The sequence below is a fragment of the Nitrospira sp. MA-1 genome (genome assembly GCA_032139905.1).
GTDB lineage: Bacteria > Nitrospirota > Nitrospiria > Nitrospirales > UBA8639 > Nitrospira_E.
On the sequence record JAQJDB010000007.1, the window covers coordinates 1,534,028 to 1,559,758 of the forward strand.

The 25,731-nt window shown below is 48.9% G+C and carries 27 protein-coding genes and 1 tRNA gene; 10 read left to right on the forward strand and 18 right to left on the reverse strand.

Features of this window, described 5'->3' with window-relative positions:
• Positions 1-23: 23 nt before the first annotated feature.
• From PJI16_19725 to PJI16_19795, 15 genes are all read right to left on the reverse strand, one after another.
• Positions 24-1,229, reverse strand: a complete 1,206-nt coding sequence (locus PJI16_19725; protein ID MDT3779794.1) for a type II secretion system F family protein — start codon at positions 1,227-1,229, stop codon at positions 24-26.
• Entirely contained in the window at positions 1,229-2,158 is a 930-nt protein-coding gene (locus PJI16_19730) for a LysM peptidoglycan-binding domain-containing protein (GenBank protein ID MDT3779795.1), read from the reverse strand. Before PJI16_19730 ends, PJI16_19725 begins: the two co-directional genes overlap by 1 nt.
• Positions 2,159-2,165: 7 nt before the next feature.
• Positions 2,166-2,567 (reverse strand): prepilin-type N-terminal cleavage/methylation domain-containing protein, encoded by a 402-nt coding sequence (locus tag PJI16_19735; protein ID MDT3779796.1) that lies wholly within the window; start codon positions 2,565-2,567, stop codon positions 2,166-2,168.
• On the reverse strand, positions 2,567-3,106 hold the full coding sequence (locus PJI16_19740; protein MDT3779797.1) for a type II secretion system protein: 540 nt from the start codon (positions 3,104-3,106) through the stop codon (positions 2,567-2,569). Before PJI16_19740 ends, PJI16_19735 begins: the two co-directional genes overlap by 1 nt.
• Positions 3,084-5,468 carry a cohesin domain-containing protein gene (locus tag PJI16_19745; protein MDT3779798.1) on the reverse strand — a complete coding sequence of 795 codons (2,385 nt, stop codon included), beginning with the start codon at positions 5,466-5,468 and terminating at the stop codon, positions 3,084-3,086. The genes PJI16_19740 and PJI16_19745 overlap by 23 nt, the downstream gene beginning before the upstream one ends.
• A 195-nt stretch (positions 5,469-5,663) precedes the next feature.
• Positions 5,664-6,305: a hypothetical protein gene (locus tag PJI16_19750; GenBank protein MDT3779799.1), complete on the reverse strand. Its 642-nt coding sequence runs from the start codon at positions 6,303-6,305 to the stop codon at positions 5,664-5,666.
• A gap of 72 nt (positions 6,306-6,377) precedes the next feature.
• Positions 6,378-6,767 carry a VanZ family protein gene (locus PJI16_19755; protein MDT3779800.1) on the reverse strand — a complete coding sequence of 130 codons (390 nt, stop codon included), beginning with the start codon at positions 6,765-6,767 and terminating at the stop codon, positions 6,378-6,380.
• Positions 6,768-6,826: 59 nt separating this feature from the next.
• The gene (locus PJI16_19760) at positions 6,827-7,534 is read right to left on the reverse strand and encodes a hypothetical protein (protein MDT3779801.1); all 708 of its coding nucleotides are present in this window, start codon (positions 7,532-7,534) and stop codon (positions 6,827-6,829) included.
• 107 nt (positions 7,535-7,641) lie between these two features.
• The gene (gene tenA, locus PJI16_19765) at positions 7,642-8,310 is read right to left on the reverse strand and encodes a thiaminase II (GenBank protein MDT3779802.1); all 669 of its coding nucleotides are present in this window, start codon (positions 8,308-8,310) and stop codon (positions 7,642-7,644) included.
• Positions 8,311-8,347: 37 nt separating this feature from the next.
• Entirely contained in the window at positions 8,348-9,007 is a 660-nt protein-coding gene (gene tpx, locus PJI16_19770; GenBank protein MDT3779803.1) for a thiol peroxidase, read from the reverse strand.
• 114 nt (positions 9,008-9,121) lie between these two features.
• Positions 9,122-10,075: an alpha/beta fold hydrolase gene (locus PJI16_19775; protein ID MDT3779804.1), complete on the reverse strand. Its 954-nt coding sequence runs from the start codon at positions 10,073-10,075 to the stop codon at positions 9,122-9,124.
• Between the two features lie 2 nt (positions 10,076-10,077).
• On the reverse strand, positions 10,078-11,955 hold the full coding sequence (oadA, locus tag PJI16_19780; GenBank protein ID MDT3779805.1) for a sodium-extruding oxaloacetate decarboxylase subunit alpha: 1,878 nt from the start codon (positions 11,953-11,955) through the stop codon (positions 10,078-10,080).
• Positions 11,956-12,067: 112 nt separating this feature from the next.
• Positions 12,068-13,486, reverse strand: coding sequence for an acetyl-CoA carboxylase biotin carboxylase subunit (locus PJI16_19785; GenBank protein MDT3779806.1), 1,419 nt, complete (start codon positions 13,484-13,486; stop codon positions 12,068-12,070).
• 117 nt (positions 13,487-13,603) lie between these two features.
• Complete coding sequence (locus tag PJI16_19790; GenBank protein ID MDT3779807.1) at positions 13,604-14,500, reverse strand: substrate-binding domain-containing protein; 897 nt, start codon at positions 14,498-14,500, stop codon at positions 13,604-13,606.
• 187 nt (positions 14,501-14,687) lie between these two features.
• Entirely contained in the window at positions 14,688-14,981 is a 294-nt protein-coding gene (locus tag PJI16_19795; protein ID MDT3779808.1) for a zinc ribbon domain-containing protein, read from the reverse strand.
• A 202-nt stretch (positions 14,982-15,183) separates the two neighbouring features.
• Here PJI16_19795 and PJI16_19800 point away from each other — a divergent pair, with 202 nt between their 5' ends.
• The 10 genes from PJI16_19800 to PJI16_19845 all read left to right on the forward strand — a co-directional run bounded on the left by PJI16_19800 (position 15,184) and on the right by PJI16_19845 (position 21,863).
• Positions 15,184-15,363: a hypothetical protein gene (locus tag PJI16_19800; GenBank protein ID MDT3779809.1), complete on the forward strand. Its 180-nt coding sequence runs from the start codon at positions 15,184-15,186 to the stop codon at positions 15,361-15,363.
• Positions 15,364-15,482: 119 nt separating this feature from the next.
• The gene (locus PJI16_19805) at positions 15,483-15,686 is read left to right on the forward strand and encodes a hypothetical protein (GenBank protein MDT3779810.1); all 204 of its coding nucleotides are present in this window, start codon (positions 15,483-15,485) and stop codon (positions 15,684-15,686) included.
• Between the two features lie 77 nt (positions 15,687-15,763).
• A complete protein-coding gene (locus tag PJI16_19810; protein MDT3779811.1) occupies positions 15,764-16,198 on the forward strand; it encodes a hypothetical protein in 435 nt (144 codons plus the stop codon).
• Positions 16,199-16,355: 157 nt separating this feature from the next.
• Positions 16,356-17,387 carry a uroporphyrinogen decarboxylase gene (gene hemE, locus PJI16_19815; protein MDT3779812.1) on the forward strand — a complete coding sequence of 344 codons (1,032 nt, stop codon included), beginning with the start codon at positions 16,356-16,358 and terminating at the stop codon, positions 17,385-17,387.
• Positions 17,388-17,487: 100 nt separating this feature from the next.
• A complete protein-coding gene (hemG, locus tag PJI16_19820) occupies positions 17,488-18,969 on the forward strand; it encodes a protoporphyrinogen oxidase (GenBank protein ID MDT3779813.1) in 1,482 nt (493 codons plus the stop codon).
• Positions 18,970-18,988: 19 nt separating this feature from the next.
• Positions 18,989-19,279 (forward strand): acylphosphatase, encoded by a 291-nt coding sequence (locus tag PJI16_19825; protein MDT3779814.1) that lies wholly within the window; start codon positions 18,989-18,991, stop codon positions 19,277-19,279.
• A gap of 85 nt (positions 19,280-19,364) precedes the next feature.
• Positions 19,365-19,880, forward strand: coding sequence for an adenine phosphoribosyltransferase (locus PJI16_19830; protein ID MDT3779815.1), 516 nt, complete (start codon positions 19,365-19,367; stop codon positions 19,878-19,880).
• A 112-nt stretch (positions 19,881-19,992) separates the two neighbouring features.
• Positions 19,993-20,496: a TraR/DksA family transcriptional regulator gene (locus PJI16_19835; GenBank protein ID MDT3779816.1), complete on the forward strand. Its 504-nt coding sequence runs from the start codon at positions 19,993-19,995 to the stop codon at positions 20,494-20,496.
• Positions 20,497-20,689: 193 nt separating this feature from the next.
• A complete protein-coding gene (gene queC / locus PJI16_19840) occupies positions 20,690-21,376 on the forward strand; it encodes a 7-cyano-7-deazaguanine synthase QueC (protein ID MDT3779817.1) in 687 nt (228 codons plus the stop codon).
• Between the two features lie 58 nt (positions 21,377-21,434).
• On the forward strand, positions 21,435-21,863 hold the full coding sequence (locus PJI16_19845; protein ID MDT3779818.1) for a cytochrome c: 429 nt from the start codon (positions 21,435-21,437) through the stop codon (positions 21,861-21,863).
• A 109-nt stretch (positions 21,864-21,972) separates the two neighbouring features.
• Here PJI16_19845 and PJI16_19850 read toward each other — a convergent pair whose 3' ends face one another.
• The 3 genes from PJI16_19850 to serS all read right to left on the reverse strand — a co-directional run bounded on the left by PJI16_19850 (position 21,973) and on the right by serS (position 25,554).
• Complete coding sequence (locus PJI16_19850) at positions 21,973-23,736, reverse strand: M3 family oligoendopeptidase (protein ID MDT3779819.1); 1,764 nt, start codon at positions 23,734-23,736, stop codon at positions 21,973-21,975.
• A gap of 174 nt (positions 23,737-23,910) precedes the next feature.
• A tRNA-Ser gene (locus PJI16_19855) sits at positions 23,911-23,998 on the reverse strand.
• 260 nt (positions 23,999-24,258) lie between these two features.
• On the reverse strand, positions 24,259-25,554 hold the full coding sequence (serS, locus tag PJI16_19860; protein MDT3779820.1) for a serine--tRNA ligase: 1,296 nt from the start codon (positions 25,552-25,554) through the stop codon (positions 24,259-24,261).
• Positions 25,555-25,731 lie beyond the last annotated feature (177 nt).

The following is a 25,731-nucleotide window of genomic DNA, read 5'->3' on the forward strand; positions in this document are numbered from 1 at the left end:
CTTTTGTTAAGGCCACTTGGTCCTTACACGGCCCCTGCCATTTGAAAAATAGGAAGATAGAGGGCAATCACCACTCCTCCTAAAATAACCCCAATCAGAATAATGAACATAGGTTCGATCCAAGTCATGAGTCGGGATAATTGAAAGTCCAATTCCCCTTCATGAAACTCCGCGACCTCAAAGAGCATGGCTTCAAGTGAACCGGTGGTTTCTCCCACTTCAACCATTTCCAGAGTGAGGCGTGGGAGAAAATTCTCTTTTTTCAATGCCGATGAGAGGCTGGTACCCTCTCGAACATGAACAATAACTGATTGGAGCGCTTGGGCAAAGACTTTATTGGGCATGGATTTCGCTGTTACCTGAAGCGCAGATAACAACGGGATTCCACCTCCAAGAATGGTTGACAGCGTTCTGGCCAAACGAATGACCTGGTTCTTCAAAAACAAGGGACCAAGTATTGGCGCATGGAGATATAACCAATGTATTTGCCATTGACCTTGAGGTGTGTTTTTCCACCAATAGATTACGATGCCCCCAAGTCCCATGAGGATCAGAAGTCCCATCAGCCATTGGGTAGCCGATTGCGTCAGATCAATCAGGAGCTGAGTGGCCCAGGGCAATTCCACGCGACTTTCTTTATAGACTTCCGCAAATGAGGGTAGGACAAAAAATAACAGGCCGATGGTCACCAGGAGTCCAAATCCCAATAAGAATACGGGATAAATAGTGGCTTTGACGACTTTTTCTCGAACTCCGATTAGCATTTTCAAATAGGCAATATATCGGCTCAGGACTTCCGGCAGATTGCCTGCCTGTTCTCCGGCACGTAGTGAGGCCTGGTAGAGTTCGGGGAAATAGGTGGGATGATGGGTCATGGCCTCAGAAATGGCCGATCCTCCTCGAATATGCTCTCGGACCGATTGTAAGGCTTGTTGAAATCCCCCTTGGGTGTTCCGTTCTGCCAGGAGATCAAAACACCGTAACATGGGTAATCCGGCTTTGAGTAACGCTAAAAATTCCTGGTTGAAAATCAGGAAATCTCTGAGCGCTAAAGGGCGTTGCCGTTTTTTACCTGAGACGATCTTTCTGGTGCCAGAGTCCGCCAGGTCAAGAACAAGCAGTCCTTGTGCCTCGAGTTGAGAGCGAAGGGTTCGAGGTGATTCGCCTTCCCCATCGGTTTCAATAATCGTTCCATCCGGACGAGCGGCTTTGTAATGAAACCGGGGCACTAGGGTGACTCAGGCGAATGGGGATTGCCAAGCGAGAGTATATGTTTTGGCTCAGGGACACTTTCCACACGATTGTCCTTTAGGGGAATGGTTTCATGTACCGGTTCAGTCAGGGGCTCTTGGATAGCAGGGGAAGTCGGCACCTCACTTGGACTACTCGAGGTATTTACCGATTTCAACTGGGGGACTGTCGGGGAGGTGACCTGAATTTTCAACCCGGTCATAATTACATCAGAATCGAGATCATTCCATTCGCGTAATTGGGCTATAGAGACTTGATACATTTCCGAGAGTTTCCAGAGTGAGTCGCCACTTTGAATGACGATCTGTCCCTGTGAATCTGGCATGCGTTTATCTCCGGAAGAGACCGGTGGTTGGGAGATTGGGAATTTCGTTTGAAGAGGTTGTCCCTTACCTGAGGGCTTGTGGATTTGTTGTTTAATAAGAGTTACATCAGTGGAAAGCTGTTTTATGCTTGTCATGATCTGGTGAAAAGATTGGTTGAGGGTCTGAATGTCTGCCATGAGTTGCGTGGTGTCCGGAATACTGGCAACCCGGCCTTCAAGTTCCATGTTGTGTCTTCGCAGTTCATCCCGCTCCGCTTGAGAGTTCAGAAGTTCTCCACGAAGGTGTTGCAGTTCAACCCCTTGATTCTGTTCTCGATGCTGAATGGATTGAGTATGGCCTCGTAGCGATTGCAATTCACCGGCTTGTTTGGCCATGAGAACTTTTATTGCCCCTATTTCAGCCCGTAAATTTTCGTTTTCGGTTCTAGCCTCCTGAAGGAGAATCTGATGTTGAGAAGGCTGGGAGGAATGCCCTATTGATGAATCGACCGCGACCGGTTTCGTCAATTTCTGAGTACACCCGCCTAAGGCCAGGATAAATGTGCCGCTCAGTACCATGTGTGTCCAACTATTACGTTTCATATGCTACCTACCATTCTGTATAGGGAGTGCCATCCAGCGCCTGGCCGTTACTCCCACTTTTAATATCAAAAATTCCAGCAGGAGAGTCCTCGCCCTCCTCCTGTTCTTCATAAATTTCGGACCATGTGGTCGAGGACCTGGTAAATGGATCTACCGGGATGGCTCGAAGGTACTTCTCTTCCACCAGGTCCTCCAAGGTTGCGGGATATTCCTTTCTATCCGCATAAAATTGATCGATGACCGCTCGCATTGTGAATAAATTTTGTTTCAGAGCCGCTTCCTTGGCTTTGATTGCCGTGTGTTGAAACGTGGGAATCGCGATGGAAACGAGAATCCCCACGATTGCCACAACAATCATGAGTTCAAGTAAAGTGTAGCCCTTTTTGCCAATAACTACAAAGTGGGTCATTACCATTCACGATAGGGGGTCCCATCAATTGCCTTTTTTTCGCTGGTGGTATAGATGTCAAACACATCTTCCCCGCACCACCGCGTTTCGTCTGATTCATCCTGGAAACACCGGAGCCCCCATTCGGTGGACTCTGTTATTGGATCAAATGGGATTTTCCGGAGGTACCGTTTAATTTCCGATTCCTCACCCAGTTGGGCTTTCTCTCCTGTTAATTTAACCTTCAAGAGTGTTTCCAGCGTCTTAGGATAGCCGGTCGCTCCGGTGGCCTCCTGACATGACGTCACGTTTTCCACGCAGAGCTTCCCTGTACGAACGGTCCCATCTCTCGCCCAATCCAGATGAAACGCATCAATGGCGCTTCGTACTGTTCGTAAGGTATGGCGCAGCTCTAACTCTTGCGATCGTTTAATGCTGATTTTCGCAATGGGTAGGGCGACGGAGGCTAATATAAACATAATGACCAACGTGACTAATAGTTCGATTAAGGTTACCCCGCCTTGAGTTGGCGAGGATTTATTCCACCAAAATTCTGCCATGTTGGACCATGACCGGGATAGGTTGGCCATTGGCTCCCAAGACCGTTGTTTGTTGAATATCAATGTTTGAATTCCCAGCTCCTGCGGCTTCGAATACCACCGTGGCTAGCGAGCCACTTCCTTGTACAGACTTTCCTTGTTGCCCCATTTGGAGCACGATTTTACCAATATTGGGGACGACAGAAACCGTGAGACTGGAGGGAACCGACTGGTTGCTCCAGAAGGGACCTTCCACTGCATTTTTAAAAGTCACAACGGCCGGATCATACGATAGCGTGAGAGACGAATTTCCGGTACTGGAGAAATTTTCCCCTTGAAGAGTAACGGAAATTTCTTCCCCCATTTTAATCGATGCGGCTGACGGTAGTATTTGAAGGTGAGGTTCATCGGCAATCGGCTGAGATGCCTCTGCCGTATCCTGTTCTACAGATTCCTGGGTGGGCGTCTTGCCCTCAGTGAATTGCGGATTTTGCGGAAATTCGGACGGGTCCGAAGAATTGGTCATTTCTGTAGGGAAGTCCTGGGTGTTCATAAGGGCCACAGCCGGGTTTGGTTGTGAAAACAGCGGCTTGGTGGTGTACTGATTGGCCGTCCCGGACCAGAGAGTCTGTTTCGCTAACTGCTGAGGTTGGACGTTTCGGACGATATGGGGGGTAATCACCAAAATGACTTCAGTCGTAATTTTTTCCTTATTGGTGTTACTGAGGAGGTCACCAAGGCCGGGAATGTCATCGACCCCGGGAACGCTATCCCGCGTCTTTGTGTCATCCTCTGAAAGGAGCCCGCCGAGCACGACGGTCTCACCATCCCGCATATTGAGTGCGGTGTCCGCAGTACGGGTTCCAAACTTGAATTGGGTAATTAAGGGAGATGTTTGAAGTATTTCCCTGGCTCCCAGGCGTGTGACTTCTATCTGCAACCGCAGGGAAATGCTGTTATTCAAGTGGATGGTCGGCTCGACGGTGAGTTTGATGCCCGTATCCTTAAATTCAATGGAGGTCACGGTCGAAGTGGTGGGAACTGCACCTGTGGATGCCTGACCTGGTAACACATTCGTGGTGGACAGAAGAATCGGTTGTTTGTCCCCGACATTGATGGAGGCTTTCTGATTATTGAGCACTCTGATTTTAGGCGAAGCCAGGGTTTTGGCCTGAGATTCCTGTTTGAAAAAATTCAGTAGGACACTGCTGGGAAACCGAAAAATAAACGATTCCTGACCAATGTCTGTTAATTGTTTGAACGAAAATGTTGAAGGAAGAGAAAATGCGGGAGATAACGGAGACTCAGTGCCGGGCGGGAAAATACCAAATCCGGCTTCTTTGGCAAACTGTAAGCCCAGGTTTTGTTTGTTGGTACGGTTGACTTCCAGGACTTCCACTTCAAACAGGACTTCCGAGTCGCTACGATCATTGGCCAGGATGATCTGCTCGGCCAGGCTGACCTTGGCCGGTTCGTCTCGTATGACCACGGTGTTCAACGGTTCATTCACATAGACGCGCTTGGTTTCCAGTATCGTCCGGAGAAGATTCGCGATATCTTTGGCCTTGGCATTGGAAAGATAAAACGTGCGAATTTGCAGGTCATCATATTGCTCCCGTTTTTGCTTGGTATCGGGGATGACCAACAGTCGGTCAGGCCCGACGCGTTTGGCAAACAGTTGATTGGTGGTTAATATAAGATTTAGGGCTTCATCGAAGGGGGTGTCTTTGGTGAAAATGGTCACGAGATCATCCCGCACATCCTTATCAAATAAAATATCGATATTGGCGGTTCTCGCCAAAATTTCAAAAACTTGCTTAAGACGGGTATTCTGAAACCGAAGGGTCACGGGTTCCGCCGAGCCACCGATGGCTTGGGTGGTTTTCTGTAATTGGACCACTCTCGTGATGCCCTCAACCGCCTCCGACAGGGAGGGGTCGAATTCCACAGATGATTCATACAGCGTCATGGCTTCGTCATATCGGCCAAGACCTTCCATGTGTTTGGCATCCAGCAAGTTTTGATGAGCGGTCTTTAAACGCCAGACATCGTTGAGGGCCGTATGGTGTTCAATATTCTGTGGATCGAACCCCAGAGCCATTTGAAATTCTTGAAGGGCGTCACCGATTTTCCGCTCTTTTAACATTTGCCTTCCACGGGAGAAATGCTGATCTGCGGCACGGATTTTAACCGATTGGAATTTATCCTCAATTTCTTTATTGAAGGGGTCTTTCCTCAGGGCGTCCCGATAAGCCGCCACGGCTCCATCAAAATCACCTTTTTGTTCAAGTTCATCCCCAAGCTGGGTTTCACGAAGAGTGCAGGACATCAGAAGCATCATAAAAACCATGGCCAACACGCAAAACGGCTTAATTCTAGGCATTATATCCTTCACTATATGTAATGAGAATGACTGGGGGGGTAAGACGAAGATCTCACAAATCCTCCTTACCCTAGCATATTTGTCAAATACGGGCTAGAGTTACTTGCTCGTTTCTTTAAGCTACTCTAATTTCTGTATCGGATATCCCTTCGTCAATATTGAGTCCCGTCCCTGCGGGCTCGAATGGGTTCAGGATTACTGTAAAGGTGAAGTTTCCTCGATTGGGGCTTCTGTAGATGGAGATTGAATCGGGGAATTTGTCGAAGGGGTATTCCCTAGGGAAGGTTCTCCAGAAGGGAGTGTGTTGGCCGCAGGGGCACAGTTGGTTGGCGCATTAGGATTGAGCGGATTGATCTGGCAGTTGGTGTTTCCCTTGGCTTCGAAGCGGATGGCTTGGTAAGTTTTGGCACCCTTGAAGTCATTCTGATTATATGGGGTCTCGGTGCTGGTACTTCTGACTCCATGTATCTCCTGGCCAATTTTTATCAACGCAAATTTGTTTCCGGTTATGGGATCAGCGTAGGACTTCCGGAGATACCGTTTTGGTGACTTCTTCGTTAATTCTTCAAGCGTTCGCGGCCATTGGTTGGGACGTGTGCTTTTCTGAATTTCCCAGTCCGCCACAAATCGCTCAATGGCTTTTGCAATACTAGTTCCACGAAATTGTAGTTCGGCCTCTCGATCCCGTTGCATTATAACCGACCACTGTTGAGTGACTTCCATCGTTCCAATGGACATGACGACAACCAGCATCATGACCAAAAGATAGGTGACTCCATTCTGGTTGCCGAGAATGGCCATCCGGTCATCTGGGGATTTCTTGATAGATTTCCTCATGTAGTGATGCTGTCTGTTTGTTGAGTGCGGATATCAGTTTGGTGACAACTGTGCCATGGTGCTGGGTGAGTGTTACTTGAAGATAGTCAGCCGTTTTCGTCCTTTCTCGGTAATGAGCACCCATCCAAGAATCAGAAAGGCGGCGCCAAAGGTATCGGCGACGAGATCCCAAATGTCAGCCTGACGCTGGGGGACAAACCACTGATGAATTTCATCGGAAATCCCGAATGCGATGACGCAGATGATTGCGAGGCCCATATTTCCAGCCATCGGGGTTGTGTATTTGAATGCCCGATAGAGCAAAATCCCGAGTACGCCATATTCGCAGGCATGTAAAATTTTATCATTAATTTTAAAAAGAAATGAAGGGAGGTGGAGTTGTTGGGCAGGATTGGATTGGGAGGAGAGATATACAATAACAAGAGCATAGAGGACGACTGGCCCCCAATACTTTAATAGCACGAATGGTTTAGATATGGCTTGGGTCGGAGAAATCTGACACGTCCTTTGTTAACAGTGGATTAATGTGATGATGATGGATTCGGGGGGAAGAGGAAATACCTTACACCCTCGATTTGGACGACGGGCAAAATCATTCCGTCCCCCTCCTGATCATGAGAAAAGCTATAGATGAGAGATTCATCGGCAACTAGAGTACCAAAAAAAAGGATGCCGATGGCAATTTGCTTACCCGTTTGTTGCTGACGCCGAATTTGCTTAACCAATTCAAGAGAGGGGATGGCCACCAAATAGTCGGGCAAGCCCACAGGCTTAAAGCGCACAATCCCCCACGATGTCGAGGTGAGTTCTGGACCTAAGGCTACGGAATATCCCTCGTATTCCGGCATATATTGCCGGAGAAAGCCTGACCATAGAAAGGCAATGGGTTTTTGAAGGATATTTTTGTGGATGAGGCGGGCCTCGTCCCGAGCGCGATTCAGTTGGAATAGACGCTCGCTTTGCTCAGTGTGATCCGGGCTCTGTAAGGTGGGCCAATCCGGTGGATGGCCTTCAAGTTCCTGAAGAAATGCTTCCTGTTCTTCTGGAAGGAGGAGGGGACGGGTATCCCTGGGGATCAGTTGGTGCAAGGACTGGCCTTCCAGTTGGATAAGGGGTTGGATTCCTTTTGCCATGTGAGGTTGTCCATTGACCTGGACCGGAAATTGAATCCCTGCACATACATTGAATAACACCAGGATATAAAGAAAGGGGAATTGGACTTTTTTCATGTGCTTGCGTTGTCACCGGGAGAAATTGCGTGAATGAACGGGCAGAGTTTTGAAAGCAGTGAATGCTGTCCACGTCATGTTGTTTAAAGATTAAGGAATGTAATGTCCTATATGGGCCATTTCTCTTCCCGCCAGGCCATATCCCAAAACATCCATTCGTATTGTGAACTAATTAAAAAGGCTTCTTCCATTCTGGCTTTTTCTGCCCGGCCTGCTGTCTTGGCGCATCGATCGACGACTTCGCGCATCCATCGGGTGACTTCCGCAAACTCGGGTGACCCATAGAGTTGTAACCAATCATAATACGGATGTGAGCGTTTGGGTGTTGTTTTCCCTAAAAGATGTTGTCCGACTTCACAATAGACCCATGCACAGGGTAGGGCCACCGTGGTGATTTCACCGAGTGTCCCGGTTTGAGCCACGCTTCTCATATGCCGACAATAGGCATAATTCGTCGGGGAAAGGGGGGTGGATCGCATGTCCTTGGCGGAAAGAGCCCATTGCTTTCCATAGGATTCATGAAGGCCTCGTTCGACGGTAATGGTATCTTCAACCAATTTTGCAAAGCGGAGGGCTGTATCTCCATCCGTCGCTTTGGCCGATCCTAGAGCAAAGACTCTGGCCAATTCTTCTAAATACCTGGCATCTTGTAGGATGTAATATTGAAACTTTTTTGCCGGTAACGTGCCTTTCCCCAATGCCACGACGAAAGGATGCCTTAACTGGGCAGTCCAAATAGGGGCGGCGCGATTTCGTAATTGTTCTGAAAACGTCATGAGAGTAAGTGGCGAATGTTTATGGACGTGCGTGGTGTCACGAGTTTGATAGTACGGATCGCGCTACTTGAAAGGCTCTCTCCATATCCGGCATATGGCCGAGATCGGGAGTGACCTGGAGATAGCGGATCACATTATTCGCATCGACAACCATGACGGCTCGAGCTAGGACATGGGGTCTCTCCAAGAGTAATCCATGCGAGATGCCAAACTCTCCACCTCGAAAATCTGACAGAAATTCAACATTGGCAATTCCTGCTTCTTTCGCAAATCGTTCTTGAGCGAAAGGCGTATCGACGCTAATGGTTATCAGTGACACCTGCTGATCAAGACCCTTGTTTTTTTCACTCAGGTAATGTGTTTGTTGTTCGCAAACTTTCGTGTCGAGGGAAGGCACGATACTGATGATGCGGACTTTCCCTTGAGATTCATGTATGTTCACGAGGGATAAGTCACCTTTTGCCAATGGGACCGCACGAAGAGTCTCCCCGATTTTCACTTCCATACCACTCAGCGGCAAGGGGGTACCTCGAAAAAGAATGGTCGACCCTTCTCCTGTCCTGGCGGTTTCTTTATCAATCGGAATGTTTTTATAGGAAAAATTCTGGTCTGATTGGCCATTCAGGGTGGAACATCCAGCTAATGAGGAAGCCGCTAGGATAAAAAGTAACGACATAATGGAGGAATTTTTTTGCATGATGATGCTCCTTCTATCCAACTCGATGATCCGGGTTAAGCTATCGGTGTTATATAGAGAATACCATTTTCTCAGATACGCGTGGGATAAATACCCGGTTGAGTGATGTGTCCTTTAGAAATCTCGTTCTAAAAATGAGAGGATAAATTGATTCACCATAGTAGGTGCTTCCCACTGGGCAAGATGCCCCGCTTCCGGGATGACATGCCATTCGACATGAGGTAATTGGTCTTTTACCCGTTCACCCACATCGAGCGGAAACACTCGGTCCTGATCTCCCCAGAGTAGCAGGACATGATGAGAAATCTGCTGAAACCTATTTCCATATTGTCCCTCCCATGTTTTGATATTGTCCATCAATGAATAAAGGGGGACAAGAAAATCGCCTCTTTGTCGATTGTGAAATGAACGGTCAATAATGGCAGGGGAGATGAGTGCGGCATTATAGATAATTTCTTTGAGAATATATTCTGTGGTCCTTCTCCCGGCCATCCAGTTTCCTAATTTTGCGAGCCAAATGGGAGGGCGGTGGTGGAGAAAGCGTTGGTAATGTGGTGAAGCGATGCTGTTCTCAACGTGGGCGGGAAATCCCGAGATGAGCACAAGTCGATCCACTCGCTCCGGATAGTCAAGGGCCATGGCCATCGCCAACCCGGCTCCCATGGAATTTCCGACTAACGTCGCTCGTGGAATATTGAGGGCATCCATGAATTGGCGAAAAAACTCCACGAGATATTTTGGCGTATACGCATCATCGGGTTTATCAGAGAGCCCAGAACCGAGCAAATCCAGGATGATGACCCGGTGAGTTTGGGCTAGAACCGAATATTGATGCTCCCATTGCCATATCGATCCGCCAAATCCGTGGATGAGGATAAGCGGCGGACCTTGCCCAACGTCAAGATAGGCAATGCGATGGGTGTTGACTCTGGTGGTCTGATAGGGCACACGTTGGATCAGGTCGATTCCGGAAGGGAGCGTTTTGAGGGAAGAACAACCCAAAATCGTCAAGCATCCTAGCACGACCATGAAAAGGAGAAATAATCGAAAGTGAGAACAGCCCCGCATTATTATTCCAGATGAATCAGCGTTTCATCAGGATTCACTTCATCTCCTTCTTTGACGTAGATGGTGATGACGGAACCGGCAATCGGCGATTGGACTCGATTCTCCATTTTCATGGCTTCCACTACCAGCAGGGAATCACCCACGTTGACAGTGGAACCCTCTGTCACCAGGACTTTGACCACCCGGCCGGGCATGGGTGTGGTCACGTCTCCAGGTTGTGATGGCTTGGGACGTTTCTCCGTCTTTGATGCCTGGGATGGTGGAGGGTCAGGTGATCCGGCTAAGACTTCTTGAATCGGTTCAAGATACACTTCTTCAAGTTTGTCATTCACTTTAATGTAATAGGGTTTCACGCCGTCTACTGTCTGGCCGGATCCCGACACGCGAATATGATAGGCTTCGCCGTGAACGGTGACGTTGAATTCTACCGGAGCTAAATGTAGATCGTGAGCCACCGCCGGCCCACTCTCCGGGGAGGCGTGAAGGGGTTCGGGTTTGAGTTCCCCTCGCTCCCGTTCATCAAAAAATTGCAAGGCCACGGACGGGAGGAGCGCATAGGAGACAATGTCCTCTTCAGCCATTTCCCGTCCTACGAGTTCCTGCGTTGCATCTCCCAGCTCAGGATCAAGGTTGTCAGCGGGACGACCGGCTACAGGCACGTCGCCTTCCAATGCTTTTTGCCGAATCTTCGAGTTGAGGGTACCAGGTGGTTTCCCATACAAACCCTGAAAATAGTTTTTGGTTTCATTCGTAATCACTTTATAACGCTCGCCGGTCAAAATATTCAGCGTCGCCTGCGTTCCCACAATTTGGCTCGTGGGGGTGACCAAAGGGGGGTATCCCATATCTTTTCGCACGCGTGGAATTTCTTCCAGCACTTCTTTGATTTTTCCCAGCGCATTTTGTTCGGCCAGTTGGGCTGCTAAATTCGAAAGCATTCCCCCGGGCACTTGGGAGAGGAGAATGTCCGTATCCACACCGGTGAAATCGCTTTCAAACTGCCGATAGCGTTTACGGGCTTTGCGTAATTTATCTGCAGCCGGGGCGATTTGTTCAAGATTTAATTTCGTGTCATAGGGAGTGTTGCGAAGGGCGGCAATAAATGATTCGGTCGGGGGGTGAGAGGTGCCGCCGGAGAGGGGGGATAATGCGGTATCCAATATATCCAACCCGCCCATAATGGCCATGAGGGAAGACATGGAAGCCATCCCAGAGGTGTAATGGGTATGCAGGTGAATCGGAACCCGAACGGTTGCCTTTAAGCGGGAGATCAGTTCATAGGCTTCAAAGGGAGGAAGAAGTCCAGCCATATCCTTGATACAAATGGTGTCTGCCCCGAGGTCTTCGAGTTGTTTAGCTTGTTCCACAAAGTGATTCAGACTGTGGACCGGACTGACCGTATAACAAATAGTCGCTTCAATATGCTTGCCGCAGGCCTTCACAACTTCCATGGCCGGTTTGATGTTTCTGATGTCATTCAGGGCATCAAAGATTCTAAAGACATCAATACCATTTTGCGCCGATAATTCGATGAATTTTTCAAGGACATCGTCAGCATAATGTCGATACCCTACAAGGTTTTGCCCACGCAAGAGCATTTGAAGACGAGTTTTCGGCATGGCTTCACGAAAGGCTCGAAGGCGCTCCCAAGGATCCTCTTTAAGGAACCGGAGACACGAATCGAAGGTTGCGCCGCCCCACACTTCTAGTGACCAAAATCCGACTTCGTCTAATTCTGAAGCCACGGATAAGAGATCCTCTGTGCGCATACGCGTCGCTAAAAGGGACTGGTGTCCGTCTCGTAGAGCCACATCTGTTAAAAAGACCTGCCGCTTCGGAGACGCTTCGATATCCAGGGCCGGAGCGGCATCCAATTTCATCCGGGTAGGGACCGGACGACTGGGCTTCTTGCTTTTATGGGTGTGTGATGTTTTTCGTGACATAAGGAGACCTTTCACATGGGCAATGGATCATAACGTTTCATAAAGGGTGTTATAATCCTTCAAATGCGGCGATAGCTGCGGATAGGGCAATGACGAGATCTTCCGGTTCTTCCGCCTCTTCATATTCAAACAGTTCGGGATGGCGTTCAAGATAGGAGGTATCAAATCGCCCGGCCCGGAAATCCGGTTCTTCCATGAGTTTTGCCATAAATGGAATGGTAGTTTTGACACCTCGCAGGACAAATTCCTCAAGGGAGCGATGAGTTCGGCGAACAGTTTCGTCCCAGGTCCGACCATGAACGGTCAACTTGGCGAGAAGGGCATCATAATACGGAGGGACGGTATAATCCTTGTACACCGCTCCGTCAATCCGAACTCCAACACCACCCGGGGACAAATAGGCGGTAATTTTTCCCGATGATGGGCGAAATCCATTTTGGGGATCTTCAGCATTTACCCGACATTGAATGGCATAGCCCTGGAGATTGACCTCATGCTGCCCGAAGACCAGAGGACGCCCTGCCGCAATCCATAGTTGGGATTGCACAATATCAACGGTAGTAATCTGTTCCGTGACAGTATGTTCCACTTGGATACGAGGGTTCATTTCCATGAAGTAGTAACGTCCATCGGGATCTAACAAAAACTCCACGGTGCCGGCATTATAGAACTGGGCGGCGCGAGCGATGGCGATGGCGGCTTCTCCCATTTCTGCTCTTAGACGAGGGGTTAATACAAGTGACGGGGCAATTTCTATCAATTTTTGATGGCGCCGTTGGATAGAACAATCACGTTCTCCCAAATGAATCACATAGCCGTTTTTGTCTGCCAGCAATTGAAATTCAATATGGTGTGGACGTTCCACATATTTTTCAAGAAATAAATCACCATTGCCAAAAGCGGCGAGGGCTTCTCGAGCCCCAGCTTCCATTGCCTCTTGTAATTCATCGTCTGATCGCACGACGCGAAGGCCTCGCCCTCCACCCCCGGCGCTGGCTTTGACCATGACCGGGTATCCCGCCTTATGGGAAAATGTCAGTGCCTCTTCCAACGTGCCAACACTGCCGTCAGTCCCGGGAACAACAGGAACACCGATTTTAATGGCCAGTGCTCGAGCCTGGACCTTATCGCCGAGTAGTTCAAGTGAGTGCGGAGATGGGCCAATAAAGAGAATGCCTGCCTCTTCACAAAGCCTGGCAAAATCAGCGTTTTCAGCCAAAAATCCATACCCTGGATGAATGGCATCGGCTCGAATACGCTTCGCTAATCCTACAATCTGTCGAGCATCAAGATAGCCTTGCACAGGACCCGGACCGACTAAATATGCTTCATTCGCTTTTTTGACGTAAATGGCGGTGGCGTCACTTTCCGAATAAATCGCCGCCGTGGCAATGCCGAATTCTCGACATGCCCTGATGACGCGCATCGCAATTTCTCCCCGATTGGCAACCAAAACTTTTTTTAACATACGATTCTAGTGTTCGTGTCTCAACTTTAGGAATGCATGACCGTGCCGATCGTGTTCTGAATTTTTCGAGGCCAGATGGTATCAGAAGATAAGCTAACGAATCAGGGATTCCGCGAATTATTGGTCCTTCAGAAGTGGATAATATTTCCCTTTTCGCATTAGGTTTTGGCCTTCTGGGGAAAGGGCAAACTGTTCAAAGGCCAGAACCTGCTGTGAGGGACTGGATTGAGTGATGAGCATCACCGGTCGTTGGAGTGGATAACGATTGTCCAATATGGTTTGCACTTCAGGCTCCACCCGATTGATAAACAGAAGATTTATCGCGATCCCATCTTCTTTGGCCCGGAGGGCTGGGGTCATGGATACAAAGGTAATGGCCTCTAAATTTCCGCTCACTGCTTTAATGGCTTCATTCTCGGTTCCCGCCCTATGAGCGGAACGCGGAATCCCATCTGGAATATGTAATGTTTTTTCGAAACCTTGTCGAATATTTTCATTAGGGGTGCGATTGATCAGCACAATTTTGGTTTGAGGGGCTTCCTCATGGACCTGAGACCAATAACGAATTTTTCCGGAAAAGACATCCGCAACTTGCTGGATAGTCATTTCTTTTACCGGGTTTGAAAAATTGGTTAAGACGGCAATGCCGTCTCTGGCAATGACCGTGGATCGGAGCGAAGGGACCTCCTCGCCCGTGATCCCAATATCAGCTTCATTAAGTTCGATGGTTCTGATTGGTTTGGCATTAGGATGCCAGAAAATATCAACGGAGACAGAAGGATGGCGGGACTCAAATCCCGCAGCCAGAATTTCCAGAAGATATCGCTCAGGTCCATTGCCAACAATGAGAATCGTTCCGGAAATCGTCCCTGAATCCGTAATCGGAGGTTCCGATTTAGTAGATTCCTTGGAATGAACCGGGCCTAAGGGAAATATCAGTCCACAGAGAAAAACGATTCCGATCAGAAAAGTTATCTTGACAGCATTATATTTACAAATCCTGATGGCCGCCATAATTTTTATCATCCCTACCAAAAACAACGGCCACGCCAGTGGTCGAAAAACCAGGTTACGATATGACCAAGAATAAAAAAACGGGCACATCTTTCCGGTTTATAGAAATAAATGTCAAGGGGCGGGAATTGTGGAGGATAGAATACCTTGAGCGGTCAGCTTTATACATGTCCGCCCAAGCCTCATCCTATTCTCCTGCTGGGGGGTTAAAATTTGACTCGGTCGGCTCTGCGCGTTGGCCCATAATAGGAGGGAGTTTGGAAAACTTATCCATTCGTTCATTCAACATGTTATAGGCTTTGCCTTCTGCAAATCCTGGTTTATGTGTTCCCACAATTTTCGACGCAAACGAGGACATGATGCGTCGGCTTTTGGTGGTGTTGCATTTAGGGCAAAGAGTTTCTTCTGGTTTCACGCTAAGCGCTTGCATGGCCTCATAACGATGATCGCAACCTTCGCAGACATATTCATACAATGGCATACCGGACTCCTTTGAAATTATACGATGAACATGATTAATATCGAGTCTGTCAGGACCCCAGTATATCGAAGAATGCCTAGGCGTGGCCAATGGATAAACGTAGTGACTATGGAAATGTCCAAAAAAATATTGACGGCAAGTTTATGATTTCACTATAATTTTTCGTTGGTCTTTTTACAGTCAAATTTTGGAGGAATGAGTCATGTCGGTGTTAATTAGGAAATTTAAATTGCCCACTGGAATGGTCAAGGAGGAACGTATTGACGATCCGGATCGCATTGAGCGGTATATGCAGTTTTTTGATAAGGAACAGCAAGCCAAGCTTGATGCGGGGCAAAAAGTTTTTTTAGATAAAGATGAATGGCAATTTGTCGATAACTGAATTCCTGCAGGTCAGGCTCCCTCTTCGTTAATATTCCTGACAGGTTGTTTTCACGTAAATCTTTGATCGTGCCTGTGGGGCAGGCTCGGCGTACCATCCAGTGAAGGAGCATCACGACTATGGGGTATTGGATCCATCTGAAACGATCACTTGATGAAGCAATGATCCATCGGGATCGTTGTCCGGAGGTGCCTTCAGGCCCGCATCGGGCGGACTTTTGGGAAGGCGGATGGACCGAATATCCAGATAAGGATACGGCTCTGGAAAATTTGGAAAATACGGATGCCACCCTCCAACTCAAATGTCCTTTATGTAAACCGTAGCTCGTGGGTTCTGATTTTGTGACTTTCAGTACAACCAGTCCGTGAGAGGGATTTTTCTTTTTTAAATAGTATTTGTTATGGCGGAAACATTTGCTAGCGCCCGGTGGGTGAAGGAAGGTTTTTTAGACAATCGGATTGTCGGATCGGTCGTTGGGCAAATCACCTTAGCTGGACTGGAAACCGTGGATGTGTATTTGGTTGGAGATTTTGTTGGAGAGATTGCCGGAAAAATCGTGGGTTTTCAAAACCCACGATTTTTAGATGATCCTCAAGCCGGAGGATCGCTTTATGATTTTTCCATCCCTCAACTAGGCAAAGTCAGTCTCATGTCGTTTGATCCGCACCCTCTTCTTGACCCCCACCCTTACTTTGAATGGTTTTCGACTGATCAACAACATTATCGCATTGAACTGCAACCGGATGAGGCGTGGGTCATGTCTGGTGATCAACGAGATGTTGTGGAGGGTCAGGCCCAGAGAATTCGCCAAGAGCTGGCACCTCTTTTACCATGAACGGAAATGGATTGGTGGTATCCCGTCGTATTTAACAGGTAAGAGAGGGAGATCATTTTTGATTAGAAAGACAATCTGCCGAACATAATAATAACCAGCATCACTTTGTGAACGTTATTGATTGACTCGCTTTTTCTCCATTCGTAGAATGCCAGCCATGAATGACCGATTTATAAAAGCCTGTATGCGACAGCCTGTAGACCGGACCCCGGTTTGGTTTATGCGTCAGGCAGGGCGGTACATGGAAGAGTACCAGGCTATCCGACGCAAGTATTCGATTTTAGAAGTATGCAAAACACCGGCGTTAGCTGCCGAAGTCACCCTTCAACCGATTAATCGCTTTGATCTGGATGCGGCAATAATTTTTGCGGATATTTTATTGCCCCTCCAAGCCATGGGATTAAACCTGGAATTTGTTGAGGGGAAGGGTCCGGTTATTGATAATCCGATACGAGGTGAGATGGGCATTGTGGACCTGCGTCAGGTCGATGGGGAGGCCTTCGCTTATGCCGGGGAAGCCATTCGCCAGACACTTCAGGCCCTCGATAATCGAGTCCCCTTACTTGGATTTGCCGGGGCGCCGTTCACGTTAGCCAGTTACGCCATTGAGGGCGGAAGCTCACGTGACTATGCCCGAACCAAACATTTGATGTTCTCGCAGCCAACCGTGTGGCATCAATTAATGTCCAAACTGTCTGTGGTTGTCGTGGAATATCTACGGGTGCAAAGTCGAGCAGGCGCCCAAGCTATTCAGCTTTTTGATAGTTGGGTCGGAAGCTTAAGTCCTGGCGATTATGAAGAATATGTCCTTCCTCATGTTCAAAATATTTTTTCAGCCCTACGCGTTGAAGGGATTCCCCTTATCTATTTTGGAACAGGGACGACTGGGCTTCTTCCACTTATGCGAAAGGCTGGAAGCGATGTCATGGGCGTCGACTGGCGTGTTCGTTTGGATGAAGCATGGAGGACCATTGGGTTTGATGTGAGTATTCAAGGTAATCTGGACCCCCTGGTACTGTTTGCCCCTGAAAAAGAAATCGAGCGTCGGGTGAAGGATATTATGCAGCAAGCTGGCGGCCGACCCGGTCACATATTTAATTTAGGTCACGGAATTCTTCCTAATACCCCTTTGCACAGCGTTGAATTTGCCATTGAATGTGTTCGCCGGTTTTCCACGGCTTCCTCGTAGGTGCTTTTTCCTGTCAGCTTTTCCCATCCCTCCATGAAAACCTGTTTATTTCAATTTCTCACCACGTTCTAGCATTTCCTCGTTGATTGCTCGAGACTTCATGAGGAAGACACCGTACCAAGTGGTTATTGTGGGAGGAGGGATATCCGGCCTCGCCACGTCGTATGCCATCATGGAAGAAGCTGAGAAAACCCAGACGGCCGTACAATGCACAGTCGTTGAACGAGATCCCAGATGGGGTGGGAAAATTCTGACACATGTCACAGACAAGTATCTGATTGAAGGGGGACCTGACTCCTTTCTCACTTCAAAGCCGTGGGCGCTCGAATTGTGCCGGACCCTGGGGCTTCAAGATCAATTAATTTCTACCAACTCACAACACAATCAAACGTTTTCATTTTGCCGGGGTGCCTTGAGAGAACTTCCACAAGGATTATTGGCCTTTCGGCCACGACGGGTTGATACCCTTGTTTCTAGCGGACTCTTGTCCTGGGGTGGAATGCTTCGGATGGCGGCCGAGCGCTTTTGGCCAAGGCGGAATCCTTGGCCGGCAGACGAATCAATGGGCGAGTTTTTTCGTCGACGGTTTGGGACTGAAGCCTTCGAAAACCTCATTGAACCATTGGTGGCAGGCATCTATGCCGGGGATGCAGATGAACTGAGTATTGAGTCGACCTTTCCTCGATTTCGCGAATTAGAGCGAGAACATGGCAGTGTCATTAAAGGAATGCGGAAGGCTTTGGGCGCCGCGCCAGCCGCCCCGCGTTCCTCCGGTGATACTCCCACGATGTTTATGTCGCTTCGAGGGGGATTAGGGGAGCTCATTCGAACCTTAGTGGAGGCATTGCGCAGACGTGGAGTAGAATTAATTGGAGGTGCCGAGTGTCAGGAAATTCAGTCTCCGGCTCCTGAGTCTGGCGTATTTCACGTTATGTTGGATAATGGAGATCGGCTTCCAGCTGATGCCGTTGTGTTGGCCACTCCCGCCTATCAGACCGCTCAGTTGCTTCGTGCCATTCAGCCTGAAGCAGCGAGTCTGTTAGATGGCATTCCCTATGCCTCGACGGCTACGATTTCTATGGCCTATCCCCCTGAATCCATTAGGTCGCAGATTCGAGGATTCGGATTTGTTGTTCCTCGAAAAGAACAACGCCCATTGCTTGCGGCAACCTGGACTTCGTTAAAGTGGCCGGATAGGAGCAGGGCTGGAGAAACTCTGATTCGTTGTTACATCGGTGGTCGAGGGCGAGAGTCGGTTCTTGAGCAGGATGATGACTCACTTGTGGAGTGTGTTCGGGGAGAATTAACGTCTTTGGTCGGGATCACGACCGCTCCGACCTATACAGAAGTCCATCGATGGAAGCAGGGAATGCCTCAATATGTGCTCGGACATCGGGACCGGTTGGCGAAGCTTCAGGAACACTTAGCTCATTCGCCAGGTCTCTATGTGACAGGAGCAGGAATGTATGGCATCGGTATCCCTGATTGTATCCGAGAAGCCACGAGGGTTGGAAAACAGCTACTACAGGATTATGCTGCTCACCATTCAGCAAAGAAATCTGGACGCACGGTATCCGGTTGAGGAGGAACTGAAAGAGCAGATGGAAGAGATTGTTCGGGCTCATGCCTGTGTGAGTGGAACAGTTCAAGGAGTCGGATTTCGAGCATTTGTACAAATGCAGGCCAACAGGAGGTCATTGCATGGATGGGTGCGAAACCGCGCTGGAGGAGAAGTCGAATTGGAAGTGGAGGGGCCACACGCCTCTGTTCAGACCTTTCTCCACACTCTCCACAAAGGGCCTCCTCTCTCTCAAGTTCTTCAGGTAATAGTTGACTGGAAAGACCCAAACAGGCAAACTGAAGGGTTCCAAATCCTTCGTACTTTTCTGTAAGGGATAGAGGGCGGTGCGGATCGGATAATTCCGATATAAAAGTTAGAAGAAACCACAGGTCTTATCAAGATTGAGTAGTTTATCTATGGACTATAAAGCGCATATTCGAGAGGTTCCTGATTTTCCTAAGCCGGGTATCCTCTTTTATGATATTACGCCCTTATTAAATAATCCTGTTTGCTTTCGTTCCATTATTGATGAATGCATTCGACACTACCAGGATGCCGGTATTACCAGGGTGGTTGGGATTGAATCACGAGGGTTTATTTTAGGAAGCCCATTGGCGTATCACTTGAATGCCGGATTTGTCCCTGTCCGGAAGCCTGGCAAATTACCGGCCGATGTGTTTGAGGTCAATTATAATTTAGAGTATGGCTCGACGACGTTGTCGATTCATCGTGATGCGATTCAAGAGGGAGAGCGAGTGCTTGTGGTTGACGATCTCCTTGCGACTGGAGGAACGGCCGGGGCGACAGTCCATCTCATTCGGCAACTGGGTGGAGATATTGCCGGCGTGGTGTTTTTAGTGGAATTACTTGGGCTTGAAGGACGAAACAAATTAAACGGGTGTGAAATTCACTCCCTGATTACGTATGAATAAGGACAAAGACTTTACTCGTATTGCATGATGCAACGGGGAAGGTGTGCGCAGACATTGATCCTCCAGTCGTGTGAGAGAATGGTTAACTTTCGAAGGAAGAAAGGAATGTAGTATGGCCGAAAGACCAGTAAAGAAAGAAACGAAAGCGACGGTCACCGCCGGGACGAAAAAAACCACAGCAAAAGCCACTTCCACAACCCCTGCTCCGCGGAAGCCGGCGAAAGCTCAAACAGAGGATCGTCATGTGGCGTTAAAGGAAATTCTCTTGGCCAAACGGGAAGCGCTGATTCAAGAAATCAAACAACAGCTTGGTCAATCAGTGACAGAAGAACAACAACGCCGGCTGGAAGCGGCGATGGACAGCGGGGACCAGGCGCTGGTGGATTTGGATCGCGAAATGGGGATTTCGCTTCAAGAAATGCGAAATCGCGAACGACAACTGATTGATGATGCCTTGGATAGTTTGGATGAAGGCACCTATGGTGTGTGCGCAGAATGTGGGGGCGAGATCAATGAAAAGCGTTTGCAAGCGCTTCCGTTTGCGCGTTTGTGTGTCGAGTGTAAATCCAAACGAGAACTGATGGAAAAAATTGAACGATCGGAACAGCGGCAATAATCAGAAGGATTGCTGCATCTGCTCTCTGACCCTGTCTAATTGGGAGTGGCATACACTCATCCAATTCGACAAATGCGTTTTGCGCCTTCAACTTTCTTTCCAACAAAACCTGAGGCCGTGACTGATTTTTCCTTATACCCCTCTGCTAACCATCTGATAGGCGAGAGGAAAAGGGTTCAGGGAACATTCTCGTATGCCTAAGTCAAGAATTGTTGTTCTAGCAAGTGGCGGGTTGGATTCCACGGTGACGGCCGCCATTGCCAAATCAGAAGGACATGAGCTGTATTTCCTGACTATTGATTATGGACAGCGTCATCGAACGGAAATTGATTGTGCGCATAAAATTTCTGAATATTTTGAGGTCAAAGAACACAAAATAGTCCAACTGGACTTACGAACGTTTGGGGGATCGGCCTTAACCGATCAGATACCGGTTCCCGCCCATCAGCCCGCACGGGATCGTGAACGGCAGATTCCCATCACCTATGTTCCGGCCAGAAATACCATTTTCTTAAGTTTGGCGCTGGCCTATGCCGAGGTGTTGGGTGCCACCAGTATTTTTTTTGGGGCCAACATTCGTGACTATTCCGGCTATCCGGATTGTCGGCCGGCATTTATTGAGGCATTCAAGGAGGTGGCCCGTCTCGGCACACAAATGGGATTGGAAGGTCGACAGATCGACATTCTCGCTCCGCTGCTCTTTTTGACCAAACGTGAAATTATCCAAAAAGGACATGCCTTAGGGGTGCCTTTTCAATGGACGAATAGTTGTTATAATCCAGGACGACATAATCAACCGTGCGGACAATGTGATAGTTGCGTAATTCGTCAAGAGGGATTTCAAGAGGCCCAACTTCCCGATCCGCTACTGGCCGGATAAATATGAGGCTGTGGCCACGTCTGATTGTGACCGAGTATGGGTGTAAAGGAATTTGGACATGAACCATCATTCTAAAGGGACAATTCTCCGGGGTTTTGCAGGGCTTCTTTGTTGGTTTGTTATTGGCTGTTCTGAGAATGGGACGAGTGCCGGGGAATCTTCTGCTCCCGCATCCATCGCACAAATATCGGTAGTAAAAGATCTTCCAACAGAATTCAAAGAAGGCGAGGAAAAATTTAATGCCTTTTGTTCTCCTTGCCATGGTTCCCAAGCCTCGGGAACGGGTCAAGGTCCTCCATTAGTTCATAAGATTTATGAACCCAGTCATCATGCGGATTTTGCTTTTCAGCGGGCTGCGGCCCAGGGAGTCAAAGCCCACCATTGGAAGTTCGGGAACATGCCGAAGATCGAAGGCGTGACCGCCGATGATGTCACGCAGATTATTGGCTACATCAGGTGGCTTCAACGCCAAGCAGGAATTTCCTAAGGCACCCCAGGGCGTCGTCCAGTTCGGCTTTCTTCTGTCACCATGGCCATCGTGGGAATACTGCCTGTTGTTTAATCTCACGGATTGACCCCGTTTAAAGCCAGATCCTTCACGGCATACTTCGTTCCAGTTCATTGACCAGTCCTTGGATTCTTGTAAATCCCGCTTGCCAGAAAGTCGTGGAGTTGATATCCACCTGTAGGGGTTTGAGCAAGTCTTGTGGGCTGGCCGACCCACCTCCTGAAAGCAATTGTAAATATCGAGGGACGAAGGAGGATCCTTCTGTTTGATAGCGTTGAAAAAGCGACAGTACTAATAAACTGCCAAAGCTGTAGGCGTAGCAATAAAACGGACTGCCAAAAATATGGGGAATGGCTAGCCACTCCCATTGAAACTCCTGGTCCACGGGTAAGCGAGGCCCGAATTGCTCACGAAGGAGTGCCAGGTAGGTTTGAGCAAGAGCATCAATGGTCGCGCCTTGTTGAACCATCTGATGAGCTTGCCGTTCAAATTGAACAAAATAGGCCTGTCGCATAATGGTGGCATACGCATCGTCGAGTTGATCGACAAGAAGTCCCGCCTTGACCTTAGGGTCCTTTTCCTGTTGGAGAAGTAAATCCGAAAGCAGGTGCTCGCCAAACACAGAGGCCGTTTCCGCCAGAGGGAGCGACGAATGAAATGTGAAAATGGAATGCTCCTTTGCCATCATGGCATGAACGGCATGTCCCAGTTCATGGGCTAGCGTCGAGACATCACGTGGCTCTCCCGTAAAATTCACCAGTACGTAGGGAGTCTGTGTCGGGAGGACGCTATAGCAAAAGGCCCCACCCATTTTCCCTGGTCGAATCGCAGCATCAAGATGGTTTTCTTCAAGAACCTGCTTCGCCCGTTGAGCCAATTCAGGGGAAAAGGCTTGATAGGCTTCCATCACAAGTTCTTTCGCCCTGGCAAATGAATATTTTGATTTCTTCGCCGTGAAGGGAGCATACAAATCGTATCGTTGAAATTGTTTCATCTTCAGCAGCCGTCCCTTTAACCGAAAATATTCCTGGAAAATGACGGCATTCTTTCGACAGGTTTTGAGCAGAGCATCAACGGCTTTTTCGGGGACATCATTTGTGACATTGCGCACGGCCATAGGCGAGGCGTAATGCCGCAAGGTGAGACCTTCATTACCCCAATCCTGAACCAGGCTTTTATACATTTCTCCAAGAGCATCACGGTGTTCACCGTAGACCTTAAAGAGGGCATGGTAGGCTTCTCGACGAACCGAAGCTAATGGATGCCGGACATATCCCATGAGTTGTTCGCGGGTCAGACGGGTAGTCCGGCCTTTTATTTTCATAGGAAATGTCAAACTATTCGTGGTAACGCCATACAATGTTTCGAGAGCCTGGCGACCGGTCGTACTTTTAATGGTTAAAATTCGTTCCTCAGACTCACTCAAGGTATGCGGTGTGAATCGAGTCAAGGTGTCAAGATGATATCGAAATCGCTCGGCTTTTTCGGTCAGCCGGGCCGCGTTGGTGGGATCGAGGCTTTGCCACCAGAGGTCAAGAAAGACCAGTCGATTTGAAAAATCTGTCAGTCGGTTCCGTACCTGGGTGTCAAACGCCCGGGCTTCCTGATTTTTCGTATTTTCCGAAAACCATAAAGACGAAAAAGCCCGCAACGTCGTCATTTGCTCGGTGACGGTTTCGTATTGCTCCCAGATTTTTTTGAAACGGGCGGCAGAAATATCGGGGCATAAATGCGGTCGTACGGCCTCGAGTTCAGAAATCAGGGAGTCAAGCTTTTTGGTGATCCGCTTGAAGTCTTTGGTCGGATGGCGCAAGAGACCTTGAAGGTCCCAGGATGGAAGAGTCTTCGACATATGTGCTCCTTTTTGAGGCTATAGTGAACGGTATATTCTATTTGGAAGGGTGGTTGTGTCCTCCTTCGCTAAAGCTTCGGCGGACAGCCTTCGTCCTTTCTACTTCGGTAGTTTACTTGGTGGAATTTTGGCTCTCTTCTGTGCTGGCTTGCCAGCCGAAGCCTTGGCGAAGGCTGGCGGAGGGGGTGGGATTCGAACCCACGGTCGCTTTCACGACGCCGGTTTTCAAGACCGGTCTATTCGACCACTCTAGCACCCCTCCGAATCATTTAGAGTCAAAAACTTGAGGATTGTTGGTAGGACTGACTCTCACCTAATTGCGGACCTAGCTCTTATTGCTCGACAAGAGGCTCCTTTTAAAGGGAGATGACTTGAATCTCACCACGCTCATCTCCATACAAGCCTATAGTAGCCGACTGAGGCGGGAATGTGAACTCTCCGGCTTAAGCAAATTTGTTGAGAGTTGGTGGAAAGATTGTGTCATTTCACCAGTCTGAAGATCACATGCATGTTTGGGGAACATCAACATTTTCCTGCTGGAACAGCACCCGGACTGATGACGCTAACCCCGTTCATATAAGGTTGCAATGCGGGGGGAATTTTTACGGTCCCGTCGGCTTGTTGATAATTCTCCAGAATTGCGACCACGGTTCGACCAATAGCCAGACCTGAGCCATTGAGCGTGTGGAGGAATTGAGGCTTGTCCTTCTTGGAGCGGAAGCGAATATTGGCTCGGCGGGCTTGAAACGCCTCAAAATTACTACAGGATGAAATCTCTCGATACCGTTGCTGCGAGGGAACCCAGACTTCAAGATCGTAGGTCTTCGCGGCGGAAAATCCCAGGTCGCCGGAGCATAAGGCGACGACACGATAGGGGAGTGCCAATTTTTGGAGAATGGATTCGGCCGCTTGGGTCAGTTGTTCCAGCTGGTCATAGGAATCCTCTGGTTGGACAAAGTTGACCAGCTCCACTTTTTGAAATTGGTGCATGCGAATCAGACCTTGTGTGTCTTTTCCGTATGATCCGGCCTCTCGGCGAAAGCAGGAGGTATACGCGACGAAGCGAATCGGGAGCTGTTCTGCATCTAGGATTTCTTCTCGAAACAGGTTGGTGACGGGAACTTCTGCCGTGGGAATGAGAAAGAAATCTTCTTCAGAAAGATGAAAGAGATCCTCGGCGAATTTGGGTAACTGGCCGGTGCCTGTCATGGAGGGCCGGTTGACGAGCATGGGGGGCAGCACTTCGGTATAGCCGTGTTCTTGGATATGGCAATCAAGCATGAAATTGGCCAGGGCCCGTTCCAATTGCGCGCCAAGGCCCATCGACACGCAAAATCTGGCTCCGGCAATTTTAGTGGCCCGTTTGAAATCGAGAATGCCGAGTGCCTCACCCAGATCTTGATGCGACCGGGCTTCAAAAGGAAATTTCTGAGGCGTGCCCCATTGTCGCACCTCCACGTTATCGTGTTCGTCCTTCCCCGGCGGGACCGACTCATGCGGAATATTGGGAATTCTGAGGGCGTGGTCTTGTAGTTGTTCTTCGGTGGTGCGTAATTCTACGTCCATGGTCTGGATGCGGTCACGAATGTCGCGAAGAGCGGTTGTGGCATCCTCACTGGGTTGTTTGGTACGTTTCAGTTCGCCAATTCGATCCGATCCTTTTTTGAGCTGGTGGCGAAGTTCTTCGCTTTGGGTGATGAGCACCCGTCGCTGTGCCGCTAGGGTCTGGACGGTTTCCCAGGGAATATCGTCGGCTCTAGCACCGAGTTGGGAGCGGAGAGAGTCGAGTTGGTCGCTAAGGATTCGGATATCGTGCATGGTGGCCTGGCAGGGAAATCGAATCTATCATGAGTCCCCATCTCAGTCAATGAATGAAAACCTGAAAATCCTTTTCATTCCGGCCGCAGCCTAGCACTCATGCCCTATATCTTTCCTGCTGAAGACGTGTTTGTGGTCCTGGTGAGTTTGGTCATTGCGGGATTGCTGCTTTTTCGC